12 protein-coding genes are annotated in these 17,007 nt (G+C 44.4%); 5 read left to right on the top strand and 7 right to left on the bottom strand.

The window, feature by feature from the left end; genetic code table 11:
* Window positions 1-98: 98 nt before the first annotated feature.
* Window positions 99-2,888: a glycoside hydrolase family 2 protein gene (locus ACP26M_RS14670; protein ID WP_426580931.1), complete on the top strand. Its 2,790-nt coding sequence runs from the start codon at window positions 99-101 to the stop codon at window positions 2,886-2,888.
* A 210-nt stretch (window positions 2,889-3,098) separates the two neighbouring features.
* The gene (locus ACP26M_RS14665; RefSeq protein ID WP_426589730.1) at window positions 3,099-4,418 is read left to right on the top strand and encodes a flavin monoamine oxidase family protein; all 1,320 of its coding nucleotides are present in this window, start codon (window positions 3,099-3,101) and stop codon (window positions 4,416-4,418) included.
* 28 nt (window positions 4,419-4,446) lie between these two features.
* On the opposite strand, the gene ACP26M_RS14660 is transcribed toward ACP26M_RS14665, so the two are convergent.
* Together ACP26M_RS14660 and ACP26M_RS14655 are read right to left on the bottom strand one after the other, a co-directional pair.
* A complete protein-coding gene (locus tag ACP26M_RS14660; protein WP_426580929.1) occupies window positions 4,447-5,697 on the bottom strand; it encodes a glycosyl hydrolase family 8 in 1,251 nt (416 codons plus the stop codon).
* Window positions 5,651-6,601, bottom strand: a complete 951-nt coding sequence (locus tag ACP26M_RS14655) for a LysR family transcriptional regulator (protein WP_176844368.1) — start codon at window positions 6,599-6,601, stop codon at window positions 5,651-5,653. Before ACP26M_RS14655 ends, ACP26M_RS14660 begins: the two co-directional genes overlap by 47 nt.
* 89 nt (window positions 6,602-6,690) lie before the next feature.
* On the opposite strand from ACP26M_RS14655, the gene ACP26M_RS14650 reads away from it, so the two are divergent.
* Genes ACP26M_RS14650 through ACP26M_RS14640 form a run of 3 tightly spaced genes read left to right on the top strand, consistent with a single transcriptional unit; the run spans window position 6,691 to window position 12,478 of the window.
* A complete protein-coding gene (locus ACP26M_RS14650) occupies window positions 6,691-8,094 on the top strand; it encodes a TolC family protein (RefSeq protein ID WP_426580926.1) in 1,404 nt (467 codons plus the stop codon).
* A gap of 18 nt (window positions 8,095-8,112) precedes the next feature.
* Window positions 8,113-11,358 carry an efflux RND transporter permease subunit gene (locus tag ACP26M_RS14645; RefSeq protein ID WP_426580924.1) on the top strand — a complete coding sequence of 1,082 codons (3,246 nt, stop codon included), beginning with the start codon at window positions 8,113-8,115 and terminating at the stop codon, window positions 11,356-11,358.
* On the top strand, window positions 11,351-12,478 hold the full coding sequence (locus tag ACP26M_RS14640) for an efflux RND transporter periplasmic adaptor subunit (protein WP_426580922.1): 1,128 nt from the start codon (window positions 11,351-11,353) through the stop codon (window positions 12,476-12,478). Before ACP26M_RS14645 ends, ACP26M_RS14640 begins: the two co-directional genes overlap by 8 nt.
* Window positions 12,479-12,713: 235 nt before the next feature.
* Here the strand turns inward: ACP26M_RS14640 and ACP26M_RS14635 are convergent, their stop codons facing one another.
* The 5 genes from ACP26M_RS14635 to ACP26M_RS14615 form a co-directional block, all read right to left on the bottom strand.
* Window positions 12,714-14,144, bottom strand: coding sequence for a serine hydrolase domain-containing protein (locus ACP26M_RS14635; RefSeq protein WP_426580920.1), 1,431 nt, complete (start codon window positions 14,142-14,144; stop codon window positions 12,714-12,716).
* A gap of 89 nt (window positions 14,145-14,233) precedes the next feature.
* Window positions 14,234-14,773 carry a hypothetical protein gene (locus ACP26M_RS14630; protein ID WP_426580918.1) on the bottom strand — a complete coding sequence of 180 codons (540 nt, stop codon included), beginning with the start codon at window positions 14,771-14,773 and terminating at the stop codon, window positions 14,234-14,236.
* Between the two features lie 16 nt (window positions 14,774-14,789).
* Window positions 14,790-15,722 (bottom strand): aspartate carbamoyltransferase catalytic subunit, encoded by a 933-nt coding sequence (locus ACP26M_RS14625; protein ID WP_091163068.1) that lies wholly within the window; start codon window positions 15,720-15,722, stop codon window positions 14,790-14,792.
* A 147-nt stretch (window positions 15,723-15,869) separates the two neighbouring features.
* Entirely contained in the window at window positions 15,870-16,418 is a 549-nt protein-coding gene (pyrR, locus tag ACP26M_RS14620; protein ID WP_090531558.1) for a bifunctional pyr operon transcriptional regulator/uracil phosphoribosyltransferase PyrR, read from the bottom strand.
* A gap of 89 nt (window positions 16,419-16,507) precedes the next feature.
* On the bottom strand, window positions 16,508-16,903 hold the full coding sequence (locus tag ACP26M_RS14615; protein ID WP_426580915.1) for an ACT domain-containing protein: 396 nt from the start codon (window positions 16,901-16,903) through the stop codon (window positions 16,508-16,510).
* Between the last annotated feature and the right edge of the window lie 104 nt (window positions 16,904-17,007).

The following is a 17,007-nucleotide window of genomic DNA, read 5'->3' as shown; positions in this document are numbered from 1 at the left end:
CCAAAACGTATCATTTGTACAATAAATTGATAAATAAGTACCGCTGTATCTGGTTGTATGTTAAGTAGTTTTACCATACTTATTTATTGATATACTAAATGAACAAAAGTATCCGCTCTGCTTTAAGTGTTATGGCAGCCTGTGTTTTGCCCGCCAGTGTTTCGGCACAATCAGGAGTTGTAAAACAAGTTAAATTAAGCAATTTCGATCTGCAATCATCGGCTTTGGTAAGTGCACCAGGCACTGAACTTTCCAATACACAATACCACTCGCCGGTATACTGGTTTCCTGTAAAAGTACCATCTACAGTACTCACCGGACTGGTGGCCAATCACATTTATCCAGACCCATACCAGGGCCTTAATAATATGCTGATCCCTGATGCCTCCGATCAGTTTAATAAAGAATATAACCTGGAACAATACAGTCATTTACCCAATGACCCTAATCCCTGGAAAAAACCATACTGGTACCGCACTACTTTTAAAGTGCCTGCCGCAGATAAAGGCCGTCGTTTCCAATTGATCTTTAAAGGTATCAACTACCGGGCAGCTGTATGGCTTAACGGCAAGCAAATTGCCGACAGTACCCAGATGGCTGGTATGTTTGCTGAACATAACCTTGATGTAAGCAATATAGTTAAAGCTGGTGCTGAAAATGCGCTTGCCGTAAAAATTTATCCGCTTGATTATCCGGGATATCCTGCAAAGGAGCAGTTGAAAGCCCTCGGTCCGTTTTATGAAAATGGGGGCCCAACGGGTGATATCGGCAAAAACGTAACTATGCTTTGCTCATCAGGATGGGATTGGATCCCGCCCGTGCGCGACCGTAATATGGGGATCTGGCAGCCGGTTTTTCTGCGTACAAGCGGTGCCGTGACTATTAGCAGGCCAAAACTGGTTACTGATCTGCCAAACCTGCCCGATACCGGCATAGCAAAGCTTTCATTAAACCTGACATTAACAAACAATACAACTGCAACGCGTGGTGGTAAACTCACCATCAGTATAAAGCCCGAAAATTTTGCAGGCGTACCCGTTCAGTTTAGCCAGTCTGTGGTTGTACCAGCCGGTGCCGAAAAAGCGGTCGACTTAAATGCCGATAAGATTAGCCAGCTGATAATCCATCAGCCTAAATTATGGTGGCCTAACGGTTATGGTAAAGCAAACTTATACCGGATCCGTATGCAGTACGCTGAAGGGAATACTGTAAGTGACGATACCACTTTTGTATTTGGCATCCGCAAGGTGGCCTCAAAAGCCGAAACTACAGCCAATGGTTTTGTACGCCGTAAGTTTTATGTTAATGGGAAGGAAGTGCATTTGGTAGGTGGCGCCTGGGTACCGGATATGATGGTGAACCGCGATTCGGCCCGTTATGATTATGAGATGCACCTGTGCCGCAATGCTAATGTTAACCTGGTACGTATTTGGGGCGGTGGCGTTACTGAGCCGGACGCTTTCTGGAATGCTGCCGATAAATACGGGCAGATGGTATGGTCGGATTTTTGGATCACCGGCGATACCCAGGGCGAATTTAAAGGTTCGCCTGATTGGCCGCTGGCAGGTAACGTATTCATCAAAAACGTAGAAAGTACCATCTACCGCATCCGTAACCATCCGAGTTTATTGGTATGGACAGGAGGGAACGAAGGCCATGCCCGTAAAGAGCTATATGATGTAATGCGTAATGATATCATCACTTTAGATGGTACGCGTCCGTTCATTCCAAGTTCATCGGGTTTTGCCAAACTGCCTGCCGGCTGGAAGGGCTCGTGGCCTGATGAGATGCCATCGGGTGTTTACAGCGGGGGCCCGTACGAGTGGAAGGATCCTAAAGACTATTATAAGCTGGCCGATGATGCTAAGGATTGGGTGTTTAAAGACGAAACCGGCCTGCCGTCACAACCACCATATACAACTCTGCCGAAGATCATCCCTAATTTGGTTTGGGATACCAACTTGCCATTTCCGCTTAATAATTCATGGGGTTACCATGATGCAGCTACCGGAGCAGGTAAGTATGATAAATATTATGAAGAAATGGCTAAAAGGTACGGTAAACCAAGCAGCATTGTTAATTTCTCGGACAAGATGCAGCTCATGAACGCTGTAGGTTACCAGGGTATTTTTGAAGCCGATGGTCATAAACTGAACGAAACCGGTGGCGTAATGCTCTGGAAATTGAACGCAGCGTTGCCGAGTGTTATATGGCAAATTTACGATTGGTATTTGGAACCCAATGCAGGCTACTATACCATGCAAATTGCCTGTGAACCTATCCACATCCAGTATAATTATGATAATTCATCAATAGCAATCATCAACCGTACACACCATGCCACCGGAAGCTTAACTGCTACAGCCGATATTTATGATATCAACAGTAAACTGATTAAATCAGAAAAGGTTGGCAATGTAGGATTGGCGCAAACTGGCGTTAAGGAAGTGATTCAGCTCAAAGATGCACTTGCCGCTACCAAAGGCGTAAGTTTTGTAGTGTTGAACCTGACTAATGCGGCAGGTAAAACCGTATCACATAATGTTTACTGGCTATCGGCCACTGATGACTTTACGTCATTGAACTATATGAAACATGCACAGGTGCAGGGAAAAGTGATCAAATCCGAAAAAGGGGTAAGCGAAAATAAGTGGACTATGAAGTTTACCAATAACTCCAATCAACTGGCATTCTTTGTTCGCCCGCAATTGATGAAAAACGGCGAGGAGGTAATGCCAAGTTACTGGACCGGTAATTACTTTAGCCTGGCGCCACATGAAAGTATTATAGTATTGGTAAGTGCCCCGGTAGCCAAATTAGGCGCGGTAAAATCAACCGTATTACTTGAAGGCTGGAATCTGGATAAGCAGGTGATAACATTGCCCTAAAATTTTTTAAACTTAATATGCTCGCAAAGGCGCGAAGACGCAAAGTTTTTTCTTAGCGGCTTCGCGCCTTTGTTGCTATAACATTAATAACAAAACCGTTAGCTTTAAGCTTTGTGCATTCAGCTTTTAGCTTTTTTTAAGTTAAATTTTGTTTAAGAATGACTTGCCATACAGGTTCTGTTTTGAAAATCTGCTTATCTTGCTCAACGCATTTTACATATGGAAAATACAGATGTAATTATCATAGGAGGGGGAGCCGCGGGTTTGATGGCCGCGCGTACGCTTGCCAAAGCAGGTAAAAATGTTGTTCTGCTTGAAGGACGCAACCGGCTTGGCGGCCGCATTCATACGCTGGAACATGGCACCTCCCTGGAGCCGGCAGAACTAGGCGCCGAATTTATTCATGGCGATTTACCCATAACCCAAAGCTTGCTTAATGAAGCCGGCATTAAATACACTCCGGCCTCCGCCTCTATGTGGAAATATGAGGATGGAAAGTTTATAGCCGAAGGGCACGTTATTGAGCATTGGGACGAATTTATGGAAAGCATCATGAAACTGAAGCATGATATGAGCATTGAAGCATTCATGCAGCAGGAGTTTTCGGGCGAACGATATGGAGGGCTCCGGGAATCGGTGCGGGGCTATGTATCGGGATATGATAACGCCGATCCCAAAAAAGCCAGCGCCTTTTCAATCCGTAAAGAGTGGCAAAATGAGCATGAGGATGCACAATACCGTGTAGAAGGTGGTTATTGCATGTTGATCAGCTACCTTGCAAATGAATTTAAACAGGCAGGTGGGCATATCTACCTAAATGCGGTAACAAAAGATATTGACTGGGGAAAACACCATGTTACGGTAAGTACAGATATAGGGATAACCTATCAGGCCCAGCAATTATTGATTGCTGTACCGCTTGGAATTTTACAGGCTGAAGCCGGATTGAAAGGAACACTAAGTTTTGACCCACCGGTTGATTATTATATTAAGGCATTAAAATCGCTTGGTTTTGGCGCGGTGATCAAGGTGCTGCTTGAGTTTGACGAAGCATTTTGGTACAGTGAGGAAACCCGGCAAATGACCGGTGCCGATCTCGAAGATATGGGCTTTCTATTTTCAAATAAAGCAATCCCCGTTTGGTGGACCCAAATGCCGGTACATCGCCCGCTGCTTACCGGGTGGCTTGGTGGACCACCTGCTGCCGCCCGTATAAATACCAGCGACGAGGATGTTTTGATAGAAGCACTCGGCTCCATCTCCAATATTTTTAAGATAGATATCGCGAAACTGAAAGAAAAACTCCTTACCTGGAATGTAATCAACTGGACTGTCGATCCGTTTTCGAGAGGTTCATATAGCTATGATACCATAGAAACAGCCGAAGCACGAAAGATCCTGAGCCATCCTATTGGCGATACCTTATTTTTTGCAGGCGAGTATCTGTATGAAGGAACGGCAATGGGAACTGTTGAGGCGGCTTTGACGAGTGGGTTGAGGGCTGCGGAGATGTTGTTGGACTATAAATAAAAAAATGTCAATGACATGATTGTAGATGCTATTGTCCCTTCCAGTAATTTCCACTCACAATAATCATATCCAACATTTTGATAGTATTATCGTAATAATCATAATCCTTCAGTTTAAAGGCTATTAGATAATCCCAGACTTTATTAAGCCACTGCTGATTACTTTTGTCAACCATGGCCGATACCGTAAATGGCGCTATAAAACTTAAAGCTTCGAAGTATCTGCCTTTAATATCATTACCTTCAAGCGTATATCCTGCCGAAATATTATCCGGATTGCCATCAGTAGTTTGCCTGATCCATTGATTTATTGGACTAACAAAGCCTTTAGCGCGTTTATCGCCATATAATAAATAATCGGTAGCTATGCGCCACGGTACCCTACAAGCATTGTAGTTATAATAACCGTCATACTTTGATTCCATATAGTTGGGTTGAGCGGGCCGCGCTTTTGTATTTATGCGTCTAATAAAATCGGGCACCAGGCCAGCGTCTGGGCTATAGGTTTTCTGCAGATAGTTAAATAAGCGATAGTTGTTATCAATAGCTTTTTGCCATTTACCGGTTTTTGATGCGCTTTCAAATGCTTTGAAGTTGGCAGGCATAAAATCAGAAGCGCGCATATCATAATAATCTTCGCTATCTCCGTCGCTGCCATCGCTTAATAAAACAGAAAACGTTTTAGAATTGATTTCATAGTGCATAATTGCCGCCATCGCGATCCTGGCTTCCTGCAGGTAATTGATATGGCCTTTGCTTCCCCATTGCTTATCTGCTAACAGAAGGGAGTATGCTATATCTATATCGCCGTCGGTGGCGGCATCCCGGTCGTGGTTTTTACAGTTCTTTAGCTGGGCCCAGGCCATTAAATAGGGCGATGTTTTAGCGGGATGGGATTTGTAGTAATTATACAAACCATCGTAAATGTTTTTTGCCTGTTTATCATATCCGGCCATCAACGCTGTGATCACCATGCCGTAGCCTTGTCCTTCGGATACGCATTCTTTACCTGGCTTTTCAAACCAAACATAAAATTGATTTTTATCGCAGCCGGGTTTAATGTACCTGTGTTTCCATTGATCGTAAAAAGAGGTTACCTGTCTATCAAGCTGTTGCTGATTGATGTGATTGGGTTTTATTGTACCGGCAGTATACCGGCAATGTTGCGGAAACGGCCTTAATACAGCTTGTGCATGAAGGCCGTTCGTTAATAATATTAAAAATAGCAGCAGACTATATCGCACGCAGTTCGGGGTAAGCAGCAACCTCTTCAACATCATTGCACAATAACTCAGTTTTGCAGAAATGGTTCTTAAGGCAGCTCAAAAAGTTCTGAATTGCCGGTGTATCCTTACAGGTAGCGGCATACCACGTGCGTTTTGCAATACTGTGGTGCAAAGGTTTTGTAACAATGTGTTTACCGGGCAGGTACGGCTTCACAATCCAGTCGGCCATAACGCTTATTCCGAGGCCTGCATTTACCATCTCAATAGTGGCATCGGTATAGTGGATGCGGCTCAATGTTTTGGGCTTTACATGCTGTTCCTGGATGAGTGTTTCGATGACCGGAGTTTCCTGGTATGAGGGGTCATAAAGGGCGAGGATCAGCTCCTGATCCTGGAAGTCGCAGATGTCGATAACGGCCTTTTTTGCCAGTGGATGATCGGCCGGTAAAATACATATCAGGCGGTCTTCAAAAATGGGTTCATACACTATCTGAGTGTTCACCATTTGGGTGCGAACAATGCCCAGGTCAAGGTCGCCCCGCATGAGGTATTCGAGTGGCCTGCGACTGGCATCCGAAACTATATTTATGTTAATATCAGGCCATTGGCTCTTGAAATCTTTAATTACGCCGGGCAGCCAATGGTATGCGGTGTAGCATTGCATGCTGATATTGAGCTTGCCGGTTTTGCCATTTTTATAGTTGTTAATATCCTCTTCAAGGGTGCGTATTTCGGCCAATATTTTTTCCGAACTTCGTAGGAAACGGTAGCCCACTTCGGTAAGCTGAAGCTTCTTTCCCTGGCGATGGAACACCTCTATATCCAGTTCCTTTTCCAGCTCTTTTAACTGGTGGCTCAGGGCCGATTGAGTTAGGTGTAAAGCGCTTGCTGCTTTGGTCAACGAACCCTCTTTTGAAATGGTATCAACTAACCTGAAATGATGTAATGCAATATTCATTATTAGTTTTGCTAATGATTTACACAAAATTAATTCATTTTTTTCATGAATCATATAGATATACATTTGCTGTGTATAAAATACACCTCATGTTAAACACAAATTCAAAAAAATTACTCCTGTTTTTTTTGAGTGTTTCATATGTCTTACACGTACAAGCCCAGCAAAAAGTCCTTTCCATTAAGGATGCTGAACAAATGGCTCTTGCTAACTATGCTTCTATTAAGTCGAAGGCAAACCAGCTTAACGCCTCTAAGGCATACCTCAAAGAAACAAAAACGGAGTATCTGCCGGATGTAAATTTTTCCGCGCAGCAGGACTACGGAACAGTGAACGGCCAAAACGGACCATCGTATGGTTACCGCGGTCTGTCGGTATCCTCATCGGGGCCAGCTTTGGCCAAACAGAACTGGAACGCCGCATTTGGCGCTCTGTATTTAACCAACGTTAGCTGGGACTTTTTCGCTTTCGGCAGATCGAAGCAAAGGATCGGCGTACAAAAAACTATCGTATCCCGGGATGAAACTGATCTTGCACAGGAGCAATTTCAGCACCAGGTACGTGTTGCCGCCACATATTTAAATTTACTGGCAGCACAGCAGCTTGCCAAGGCACAGCAGGATAACCTTAACCGTGCAATGGACCTGCAAAAGGTTGTAGTAGCCCGCGTAAAGAACGGTTTAAATCCGGGTGTGGATTCTTCACTGGCCAATGCCGAAGTATCTAACGCCAAGATTGCCCTTACCAATTCGCAGCAAACGGTACAGGATCAAAGCAATCAGCTTTCTATTTATCTGGGTATTCAGGCGCAGGAGTTTCAGCTGGACAGCGCTTTTATTACCAAACAGCCAAACAACCTGGAAGCTTTGAGCGCTGTTGCCACTACAGATCACCCTACTTTAAAATTCTACCAAAACAGGGTGAATGTGAGCGATCAGCAGGCTAAATATCTCCGCACTTTCGCCTTGCCAACCTTTAGCCTTTTTGGTGTTTACCAGGGCAGGGGATCGGGCTTTAAGCCGGACTATGGCACCAACCAGGATAGCTACACCGGCAGCTACGGCGCAGGTGTTGATCCAACCCGTTATAACTACTTGTTTGGTATAGGCATGATTTGGAACTTTACCAGCGTTTTCAGGACCCACTACCAGGTTCAATCACAAAAGTTCACATCAGAGCAATTGAAAAACGACTACGAACTGGTTGATAAGCAACTGGAAGCACAGCGTACCCTTGCCGAAACACGCATAGGCAATGCCCTTAAAAATGTAAACGAAGTACCGGTTGAAGTTTCGGCCGCTAATAACGCTTACATTCAAAAATATACGCTGTATAAAAATGGACTATCAAACATAGTTGATTTTACACAGGCGCTTTATACCCTTAACCGGGCCGAGGTTGACAAATACATAGCCCTGAACAATGTATGGCAGGCGCTGCTGTTCAAATCAGCAGCTACCGGCGATTTCGGGATTTTCATCAATAATTTTTAACAGTTACACACATATACAATGGGAATGATAAAAGGGGCGCTGCAAAAACCAATTACCATATTGGTTATAGTAGCCGGGTTGTTCTTCTTCGGTATAAATGCGGTACGGACTATCAAGATCGATATATTTCCCGATCTGAACCTCCCGGTTATATATGTATCGCACCCATACGGCGGTTTCACCCCAAACCAAATGGAAGCTTACTTTGGTAAGCAATACGTTAACCTGTTGCTTTTCGTATCGGGTGTAAAAAGCATCGAAACAAAAAATATACAAGGCTTAACGTTAATAAAAGTTACTTTTTACGAGGGCACCAATATGGCCCAGGCTGCGGCGGAGGTCACGAGTTACACCAACCGGGCGCAGGCCGCGTTCCCGCAGGGATCGCAGCCACCCTTCATTTTGCGCTTTGATGCCTCAACGCTGCCGGTTGGTCAGTTGGTGTTGAGCAGCGCTACCCGAAGCAATAACGAGTTGCTCGACTATGCTTTGGTTTACGTACGTTCGTCATTTACTTCTATCCCGGGACTTGTTGCACCTGCACCTTTTGGTGGTAACCAGCGTACTATCCTGATCAAGGTTGACCCAAACCTTTTACGCTCGCACAATTTAACGCCCGACCAAATTGTGGCTGCCCTGCGCGAGAATAACCAGAACACCCCTGCAGGTAACGTGCGTATAGGCGATTACAACTACCTTGCACCTTCAAACACCACCATAAAGAAAATCCCGGATTTTGGAGATATCCCGCTTTATAAAAATGGGATCCAAACCGTGTTTATGAGGGATGTGGCTACTATTGAAGATGGTGCCGATATTACCAACGGTTACGCCCTCATTAACGGCAAACGTTCAGTTTACCTCCCAATCACCAAATCGGCCACGGCCTCAACCTGGGACGTAGTGCAAAACCTGAAAAAAGCATTGCCAAAATTCCAGGCCTTGCTACCCGATGATGTGAAGCTGTCGTTCGTGTTTGACCAGTCAGTTTATGTAATTAACGCGGTAAAAAGTTTGGCGGAAGAGGGCGCGATAGGGGCGGTACTTACCGGGCTTATGGTATTGTTATTTTTGGGTGATAAACGCGGAGCGCTTATCGTGATCCTTACTATTCCCACCTGTATTATCTCGGCTATATTCTTCCTGTCGCTGGCACACCAAACCATCAATATCATGACGCTGAGCGGGCTTTCGCTGGCAATAGGTATTTTGGTGGATGAGTCGACAGTGACGATTGAGAATATTCACCAGCACTTTGACATGGGCAAGCCGAAAGCTTTGGCTATCTGGGACGCTTGTAAAGAGATCGCTTTCCCTAAATTGCTGATCCTGTTCTGTATCCTGGCGGTGTTTGCACCTGCATTTACCATGAACGGGATTCCGGGAGCATTGTTCCTGCCGTTGGCGCTGGCTATCGGTTTCTCGATGATTGTATCTTACTTCCTGGCGCAAACCTTTGTGCCTATCATGGCCAACTGGATCATGGTAAACAAGCATGAAGACCACAGCCATAAAGATGGTTTTGCGTTGGAAGATGAAGGTGAGCCATGGGAGCAGAAAGAAAAAGCCATGAAGGCTGCCCTTGAACATACAGGCGGCGAGGTTACCCGTTTTGACAAATTCAGAGACAGCTTTATGCGCCTGATGGACCGCATGCTGCCTAACCGCAAAATACTGGTAACGGTTTATGTAGTAGTTGCTTTTGGCCTTGCTTTCCTGTTGTTCAATATCATAGGGCGTGACGTGTTGCCTAAAGTAAACTCAGGAACTTTCCAGGTACGTTTACGGGCTGCTGATGGTACGCGTTTAGAACGTACGGAATTAATTGCGGTTAAGGCCCAGCACATATTGGGCGATATCGTGGGTAAAAACCACATAGCTATAACTTCAACATTTGTTGGTTCGCACCCTTCATCATTCTCAACCAACCCAATCTACCTGTTCATGGCTGGTCCGCAGGAGTCTGTTATGCAGGTAAGCTTAACGGAGGATTATAAAGTTAATCTTGATGATCTGAAGGAAAAATTCAGGCATGAGATGGGAAAACAGTTACCCGATGTTAAACTATCATTTGAGCCAATTGAGTTAACGGATAAGATCCTGAGCCAGGGTTCGCCAACTCCTATCGAAGTAGCCATCACCGGTAAAAACAAAAAGCAAAACGTTGATTACGCTTTTAAGGTTATCAATAAACTGAAAGATATCAAATACCTGCGCGATGTGCAGATAGGCCAGTCGTTCAATTACCCAACTATCGATATCAATATCGACAGGCAGCGGGCGGCACAGCTTGGTGTAGGTTTAAATGATATATCACGTTCATTGGTAGCTTCAACATCATCATCAAGGTTTACCGAAAAGAATAACTGGATTGACGAAAAATCAAACTTGAGCTACCTTGTACAGGTGCAGGTTCCAGAGTACCAAATGGCCAGTTTGAATGATGTTAAGGAAATCCCGGTATTAGCCAACCAGGCCCGTCCGGTATTGGGTGATGTGGCCGATGTTAAAACCGGTACCACCTTTGGTGAAAACGACAACGTAGGCGCTGTGCCGACACTATCGGTAACAGCAAATATCAATAAGAAAGACTTGGGCACGGCAACCAATGATGTACAGAAAGCCATTGACGAACTGGGCAAACCGCCGAGGGGCTTAACAGTTGAAATGCATGGTATGAGCCAAACCCTTACCGATACCCTGAACAGTTTGCAAGGCGGTTTATTAGTAGCGGTATTGGTGATCTTTTTGATGCTGGCTGCAAACTTCCAGTCGTTTAAAATGTCGATGGTGGTTTTATCAACTGTGCCGGCCGTGTTATTTGGTTCGTTGCTGTTGGTTAAGATCACGGGGGCTACACTTAACCTGCAATCATACATGGGTATGATCATGTCGGTAGGCGTATCTATTTCAAACGCCGTGTTACTGATCACCAATGCCGAAGAGCTGCGCAAACATAACGGCGATGCATTAAAATCGGCCCGCGAAGCAGTAGCATTACGTCTTCGCCCTATATTAATGACCAGTTTAGCCATGATTGTAGGTATGATCCCGATGGCATCAGGCTTAGGTGAAGGTGGTGATCAAACCTCACCGCTTGGTCGCGCCGTTATTGGTGGACTTATCGCATCAACTTTTGCTGCGCTGCTGATATTACCATTAGTTTTTGCCTGGGTACAAGGTAATGCCACTACCCAATCTGTTTCATTAGACCCGGAAGATAAAGAAAGTAAATTTTATGTCCCTTTGCACCACCATGAATAAGCTAAAAAATAAATCAATACTGCTGCTTGCCGTTTTAGCAATGGCAATAGGCTCATTGAGTGCCTGCCACTCGGATGATAAAGAAAAGAAAGAACAACAGGAAGAGCAGGAGCAGCAGGAAGCTGTTGAAACGCCAACTGTGCAAATTGTGCCGGTAACTAAAGGTAGGTTAAGCAGCAACATCACCATACCTGGTGAGCTGATCCCTTACCAACAGGTTGACCTGTATGCCAAAACCAACAGCTATGTTAAAAAACTTTTGGTTGATATCGGTTCGGAAGTACACCAGGGTCAGTTATTAGCTGTGCTTGAAGCACCGGAAATCAACTCACAATTAGCGGCCGCACAATCACGCGTCAAACAATTTGAAGCAGTTTATTTTGCAAGCAAAGCCACCTATGACAGATTGGTAAGCACCAGCAAAACGCCAGGTACTGTTTCGCAAAACGACCTGGAACAGGCCGAAGCTAAAAAGAACGCCGACCAGGCCAATATTGACGCCGCTAAATCAGGCTTAAAAGAGGTATCAGCTAATTTAGCTTACCTGGAGATCCGCGCCCCGTTTGATGGTGTGATCACCAGCCGTAATGTTAATCTTGGTGCCTATGTCGGTCCGGGAGGTAAAAGTACTGATCCGTTGTTTACTATACAGGATCAGGGCCGTTTACGTTTGGTAGTGTCTGTGCCTGAAGTTTATACCGGCGCGTTAAGCAATAAAAGCGAGGTTAATTTTACCGTAAGGGCTTTACCAAGTCAGAAATTTACCGCCCAGGTAAAACGTATAGCAGGCGCGCTTGATGAAAAATTACGCGCCGAACGCCTGGAGATGGACGTTTACAATAAAGATAAAAAACTGCTTCCCCACATGTTTGCAGAAGTAAGTGTACCACTGCCTGCCGGCGACAGTACTTACGTGGTGCCTAAAACAGCCGTTGCAACTTCAACCGAAAAGGTGTTTGTGATAAAAGTTGTTGATCATAAAGCCGTTTGGGTTGACGTTAAAAAAGGCCTGAGTAATGGCGATAGTATCGAGATCTTCGGTGGCAACCTGAAACCTGATGACAAGCTGGTAAAAGTAGCTTCAGACGAGATCAGGAACGGATCGACCTTGAAATATTGATAAATTGAATTGGTTGTAGATTCGGCCTGACGGATAGTGCGAAGAGATAAAAGAAACCCGAAAGCTGCAAGGTTTTCGGGCTTCTTTTTTTGGGTGATTTTCAAATCCCCTTCTTGAGAGGGGGCGCGGAGGAATGAGCGAAAGCAGGGGGTATTATGCAAGCGACTGTTAAAGCAGAAATACACCCGTCCGCCCCTCTCGAGAGGGGAATCGCATAATCCCTGTTTCTTTTGTTCTATTTCTCCTCCACCTGCAACTTCTTAATAATCCCCGTCCCCGCAGCATCCGTACTTTCAGCAGCATTGGATAGTATAACCACTGCCAGTTTCTTATCAGCATTAAAAGCCAGGAAGCTACTGCTGCCGTAAGTGCCACCGTTATGGAAAATGTATTCTACACCATCAACCAAAATAATGTGCCAGCCGAGGGCTATTTTGGCATCTTTGCTGTAAGTGATCTGGTGGGTTAGCTCAAAAGCCTTTGATAGCTTGTCTGTACCATTTGCCATGTTTGCCTTTGCATATATCAGCAAATCATTTACCGTTGAATGGAGGGCCCCGCAGGCGGCAAGGGCGTTAAAATCCCAGGCTACTGTTGCATCACCGTATTGACTGTATACTTTGGTAAAATGGGGCAGTTGTAAAGCGCTTAAATGCTGTACTGTATTTTTCATCCCCAAGGGACTGCAGATCACTTCCTGCACCATCTGATCAAATGTTTTGCCGCTTATCTGTGATAGTATCATTCCTAATAAACCAACTCCCAAATTGGAGTATGCGTATTGTTCTCCTGGCTTACTATTGAGTTTGCAGGTTTTTAGATAACTAAACAGTAGCCTTTTATTATAACTTTTATAGGGATTTGCTGCACTGGCAGAATCAAACTGAAGGTTTTCCGGGATCCTTGCCAGGCCGGATGTATGATTGCTTAGGGTTTGCAAAGTTATATCATTCAACGCCGCATTGGTTTTTACCGAATCGGGCAGGTATTGGGTGATAGGATCGGTTAGCTTTACTTTGCCCTCGTTGGCGTAATAAGCCAGCAGGGTAGCGGTAAAGGTTTTGGTAATAGAACCAATTTCGAAGATTGTATTGCCCGTTGGTAGCTGGTTATTGCCACGGGCGGTTTCTCCGTAATTATAGGTGCTGATCTGGCCGTCTTTTAATATGCCTATGCTCAAACCTACTGTATTTACTTTTTGAACGTAAGGACGGGCAATTTCATCAACCTGTTTATCTATTGTGCTGAGCAGTTTGTTGGATGTAGGTACCTGTGTGGTTTTATCGGCAGTAATGTCTTTGTAGGGCTGAAACAGGAAGAGTTCAATTTTATTCCATGCATCGAGGCTCATGAGCAATTGCAGTGTTACCGATTGGAATACCAGCTTGTAGGTGCTCACCTTATTGTTAACAAAGCTGATTACCGTTGATCCTTTAATTTCATTCAGGGGGAACAATTGCTGCTGGCTAAGGCTGCGGAACTGGCCCTCACTTACAGCGTGCCTGAAATTTGCCCCGGTTAAAGCATAAATAGAATCGGCCTGCTTAGCGTTGAAGAATTTTTTTACCAGCACAAATACCGAATCGGTCTTAAATTGCTGATGGCTTTGGGCGAAGGTTATGCCCGGGGTAAATAAAAGTAAGACAAAACAGAACCTGAGTTTCATGAAAAGCAATTCGCGTTATATTGAAATGTTGTTTAGTCTTTAATCAAAGTTAAACGAAAGAGTTCCACTTACGGCTAAATACTATCGACTTATATATCCTGGTAATCCTTGGCAAAATAGTTATCAGCCAAAGGATCGGTTAAGCGCACAAAGCGTTTTTCATTGCGTTTCCACCTCATGCGGAATATGATAACGGCAATACCGGCCCCAATCATATAATTGTACCCAATAAATGCAAACATATCGCCGGGTTCGGCAAGCAATGTGTGCATGTCTTTGCCTTTGAAAATTAGCCAGGCTACACTTGTGATAAGGGATATTGCCAAGCCGAAAATAAATCCGCCGTCAATAATGCAGTAATTCCATATGCCGCGTTTACGCGAATGCTCCCACTTTTTTACGAAGCTAATGTTGTCGATGTCCTCTTCGGTGAGGCCTTTGGTCTTAAGTTTTTCTGCCTGAGTTAATTTATATTGATAGCGATAATAACCCTGTATAAATGAGAACGGGAAAAATAAAAGGAAGATGATATTGTTGTTATCGTAAAAATACAGTGCAACAATAACGGCAAGATAAACCAGTTCGGTTTTGTAAGTATGTTTCAGATATGTTTTGAAATTGAATTTCATACCTGAAACATGCTTTTTATATGGTTGGTGTTTGTCCGGCCAGCAGGTAAAGCACTGCCATGCGCACGGCAACACCGTTTTCTACCTGGTCGAGGATGATAGACTGTTTGCTGTCGGCCACATCGCTGGTGATCTCCACGCCGCGGTTGATAGGGCCAGGGTGCATTACGGTGATCTCTTTATCCAGTGAATCCAGAATGGTTTTGTTAAGGCCGAAGAGCATGGTGTATTCCCTCAGTGAAGGGAAATACTTAATATCCTGGCGCTCCAGCTGAATGCGGAGCATGTTAGCCACATCGCACCAGTTAAGGGCTTTGATAAGGTTGTGCTCAACTTTTACACCCAAGGAACCAATGTATTTTGGAATTAGTGTTGTTGGACCGCAAACCATTACTTCAGCGCCCAATTGTTTAAGGCAAAGGATGTTGGAAAGCGCCACACGCGAGTGCAGGATATCACCCACAATCACCACTTTTTTGCCTGCCACATCGCCATACTTTTCACGGATAGAAAAAGCATCAAGCAAAGCCTGGGTAGGATGCTCATGCGCACCGTCGCCGGCATTTACAATTTGTGCTTTAACATGTTTTGACAGGAAGATGCCTGCACCGGCGTAAGGGTGGCGCATCACCACCATATCAACCTTCATGGCCAGTATGTTGTTTACTGTATCAATCAGCGTTTCGCCTTTGCTTACTGATGATGAAGAGGCCGCGAAGTTGATCACATCTGCCGAAAGCCTTTTTTCGGCCAGTTCAAATGATAAACGGGTACGGGTAGAGTTTTCAAAGAAAATATTAGCGATGGTAACATCCCGTAACGACGGCACTTTCTTGATCGGTCGATTTAAAACAGATTTAAAAGTATCGGCAGTTTCAAATATCAGCTCAATATCTGCCCGGTTCAAATCTTTTATACCCAATAAGTGTCGTGTGCTCAGTCCTGCCATCTCAGTTATTTTCCTGTTATATTTTATTCCTTGTTGTATTATTAGTTATGTCATTGCGAGGCACGAAGCAATCGCGAACTATGCGGGTTGCTCTGTAGAGTATGCGATTGCCGCGCTATCGTTCGCAATGACATATTATTAATTCTATTATTCCTGTACTTCTGAAACAAGAACTATCTTGTCCTCACCATCCGTATCCTTCCAGCTTACCACTACTTTTTGCGATGCGATGGAATCAACCTCGATACCCACATAATCTGCAGATACCGGGATATGGCGCGAGTAACGGCGGTCAACCAAAGCTAATAGCTCTATCTTTTCCGGTCTGCCGAATGCCTGCATGGCGTCCATAGCGGCGCGGATGGTGCGGCCTGTCCATAGTACATCGTCCATCATGATCACTTTTTTGCCTTCAATAATAAAATCTATTTTAGTTTGATTAGGTACCAGTTGTGATTCACGGCGGCGAAAATCGTCGCGGTAAAAGGTAATATCAAGATCGCCTTGCAATATGTTTTTATCGGGAAGGATTTTTCTAAGTTCTTCGGCAACACGTTTGGCTAAATAAATGCCGCGCGGCTGAATACCAATTAATACGGTATTTGAAAAGTCGTTATGATTTTCAATTAACTGGCGACATAAACGTTGTATAGTGATTTGAAACTTTTGTCCGTCGAGCAGTGTTAGATTTTGCATCGTATGGGTGGATTTGGGCAAAAGTAATAATTTGTTTTCAAAAGCCCCCTCTAAATCTCCCCCGATAGGGGAGACTTTTTATAATTCAGTTATTCGGCAAGTTTTCTTAAAGTCAACATCGCCCTTTCTGCATCTTTTTTCGCCACAAAAATATGATCGTGATAATAGGCCGCTACTACGTTGCAGCTGATGTTTTCATTCGCCAGCGCAGTTGCAAATGCAGCGGTTAAACCAGTCGCTTCCAGCGAGGAATGGATGGTTAAAGCAATCCAGGCCGCGACATAGCTATATTCAAGCTTTAACTTATCGGCGGTTTCTTTTTTTAAGATGAGGGTTACCGCCTCCTGCTCCTTGAAAAAAGCTATGATATCATCGGTGTTGATGTTGTTTAATGATGATGTCGTGCAATAAACATAGTCACCTTCATTAATTACGGGTGTCATGTTTTTAAGCAAGATGTTGAGATTGGTTTCGCCGATGGTCATATCACAAATATATAAAACTAACTCGCGCACGTTTTAACGAGTGTGTAACATGGGTTTGCGTTTATAACGCAACGGGCGATACAATCGCCAAGCCATTTTATTGC

Source organism: Mucilaginibacter sp. R-33 (assembly GCF_049949235.1).
GTDB lineage: Bacteria > Bacteroidota > Bacteroidia > Sphingobacteriales > Sphingobacteriaceae > Mucilaginibacter.
This window is presented reverse-complemented; position numbering and strand designations above follow the sequence as displayed.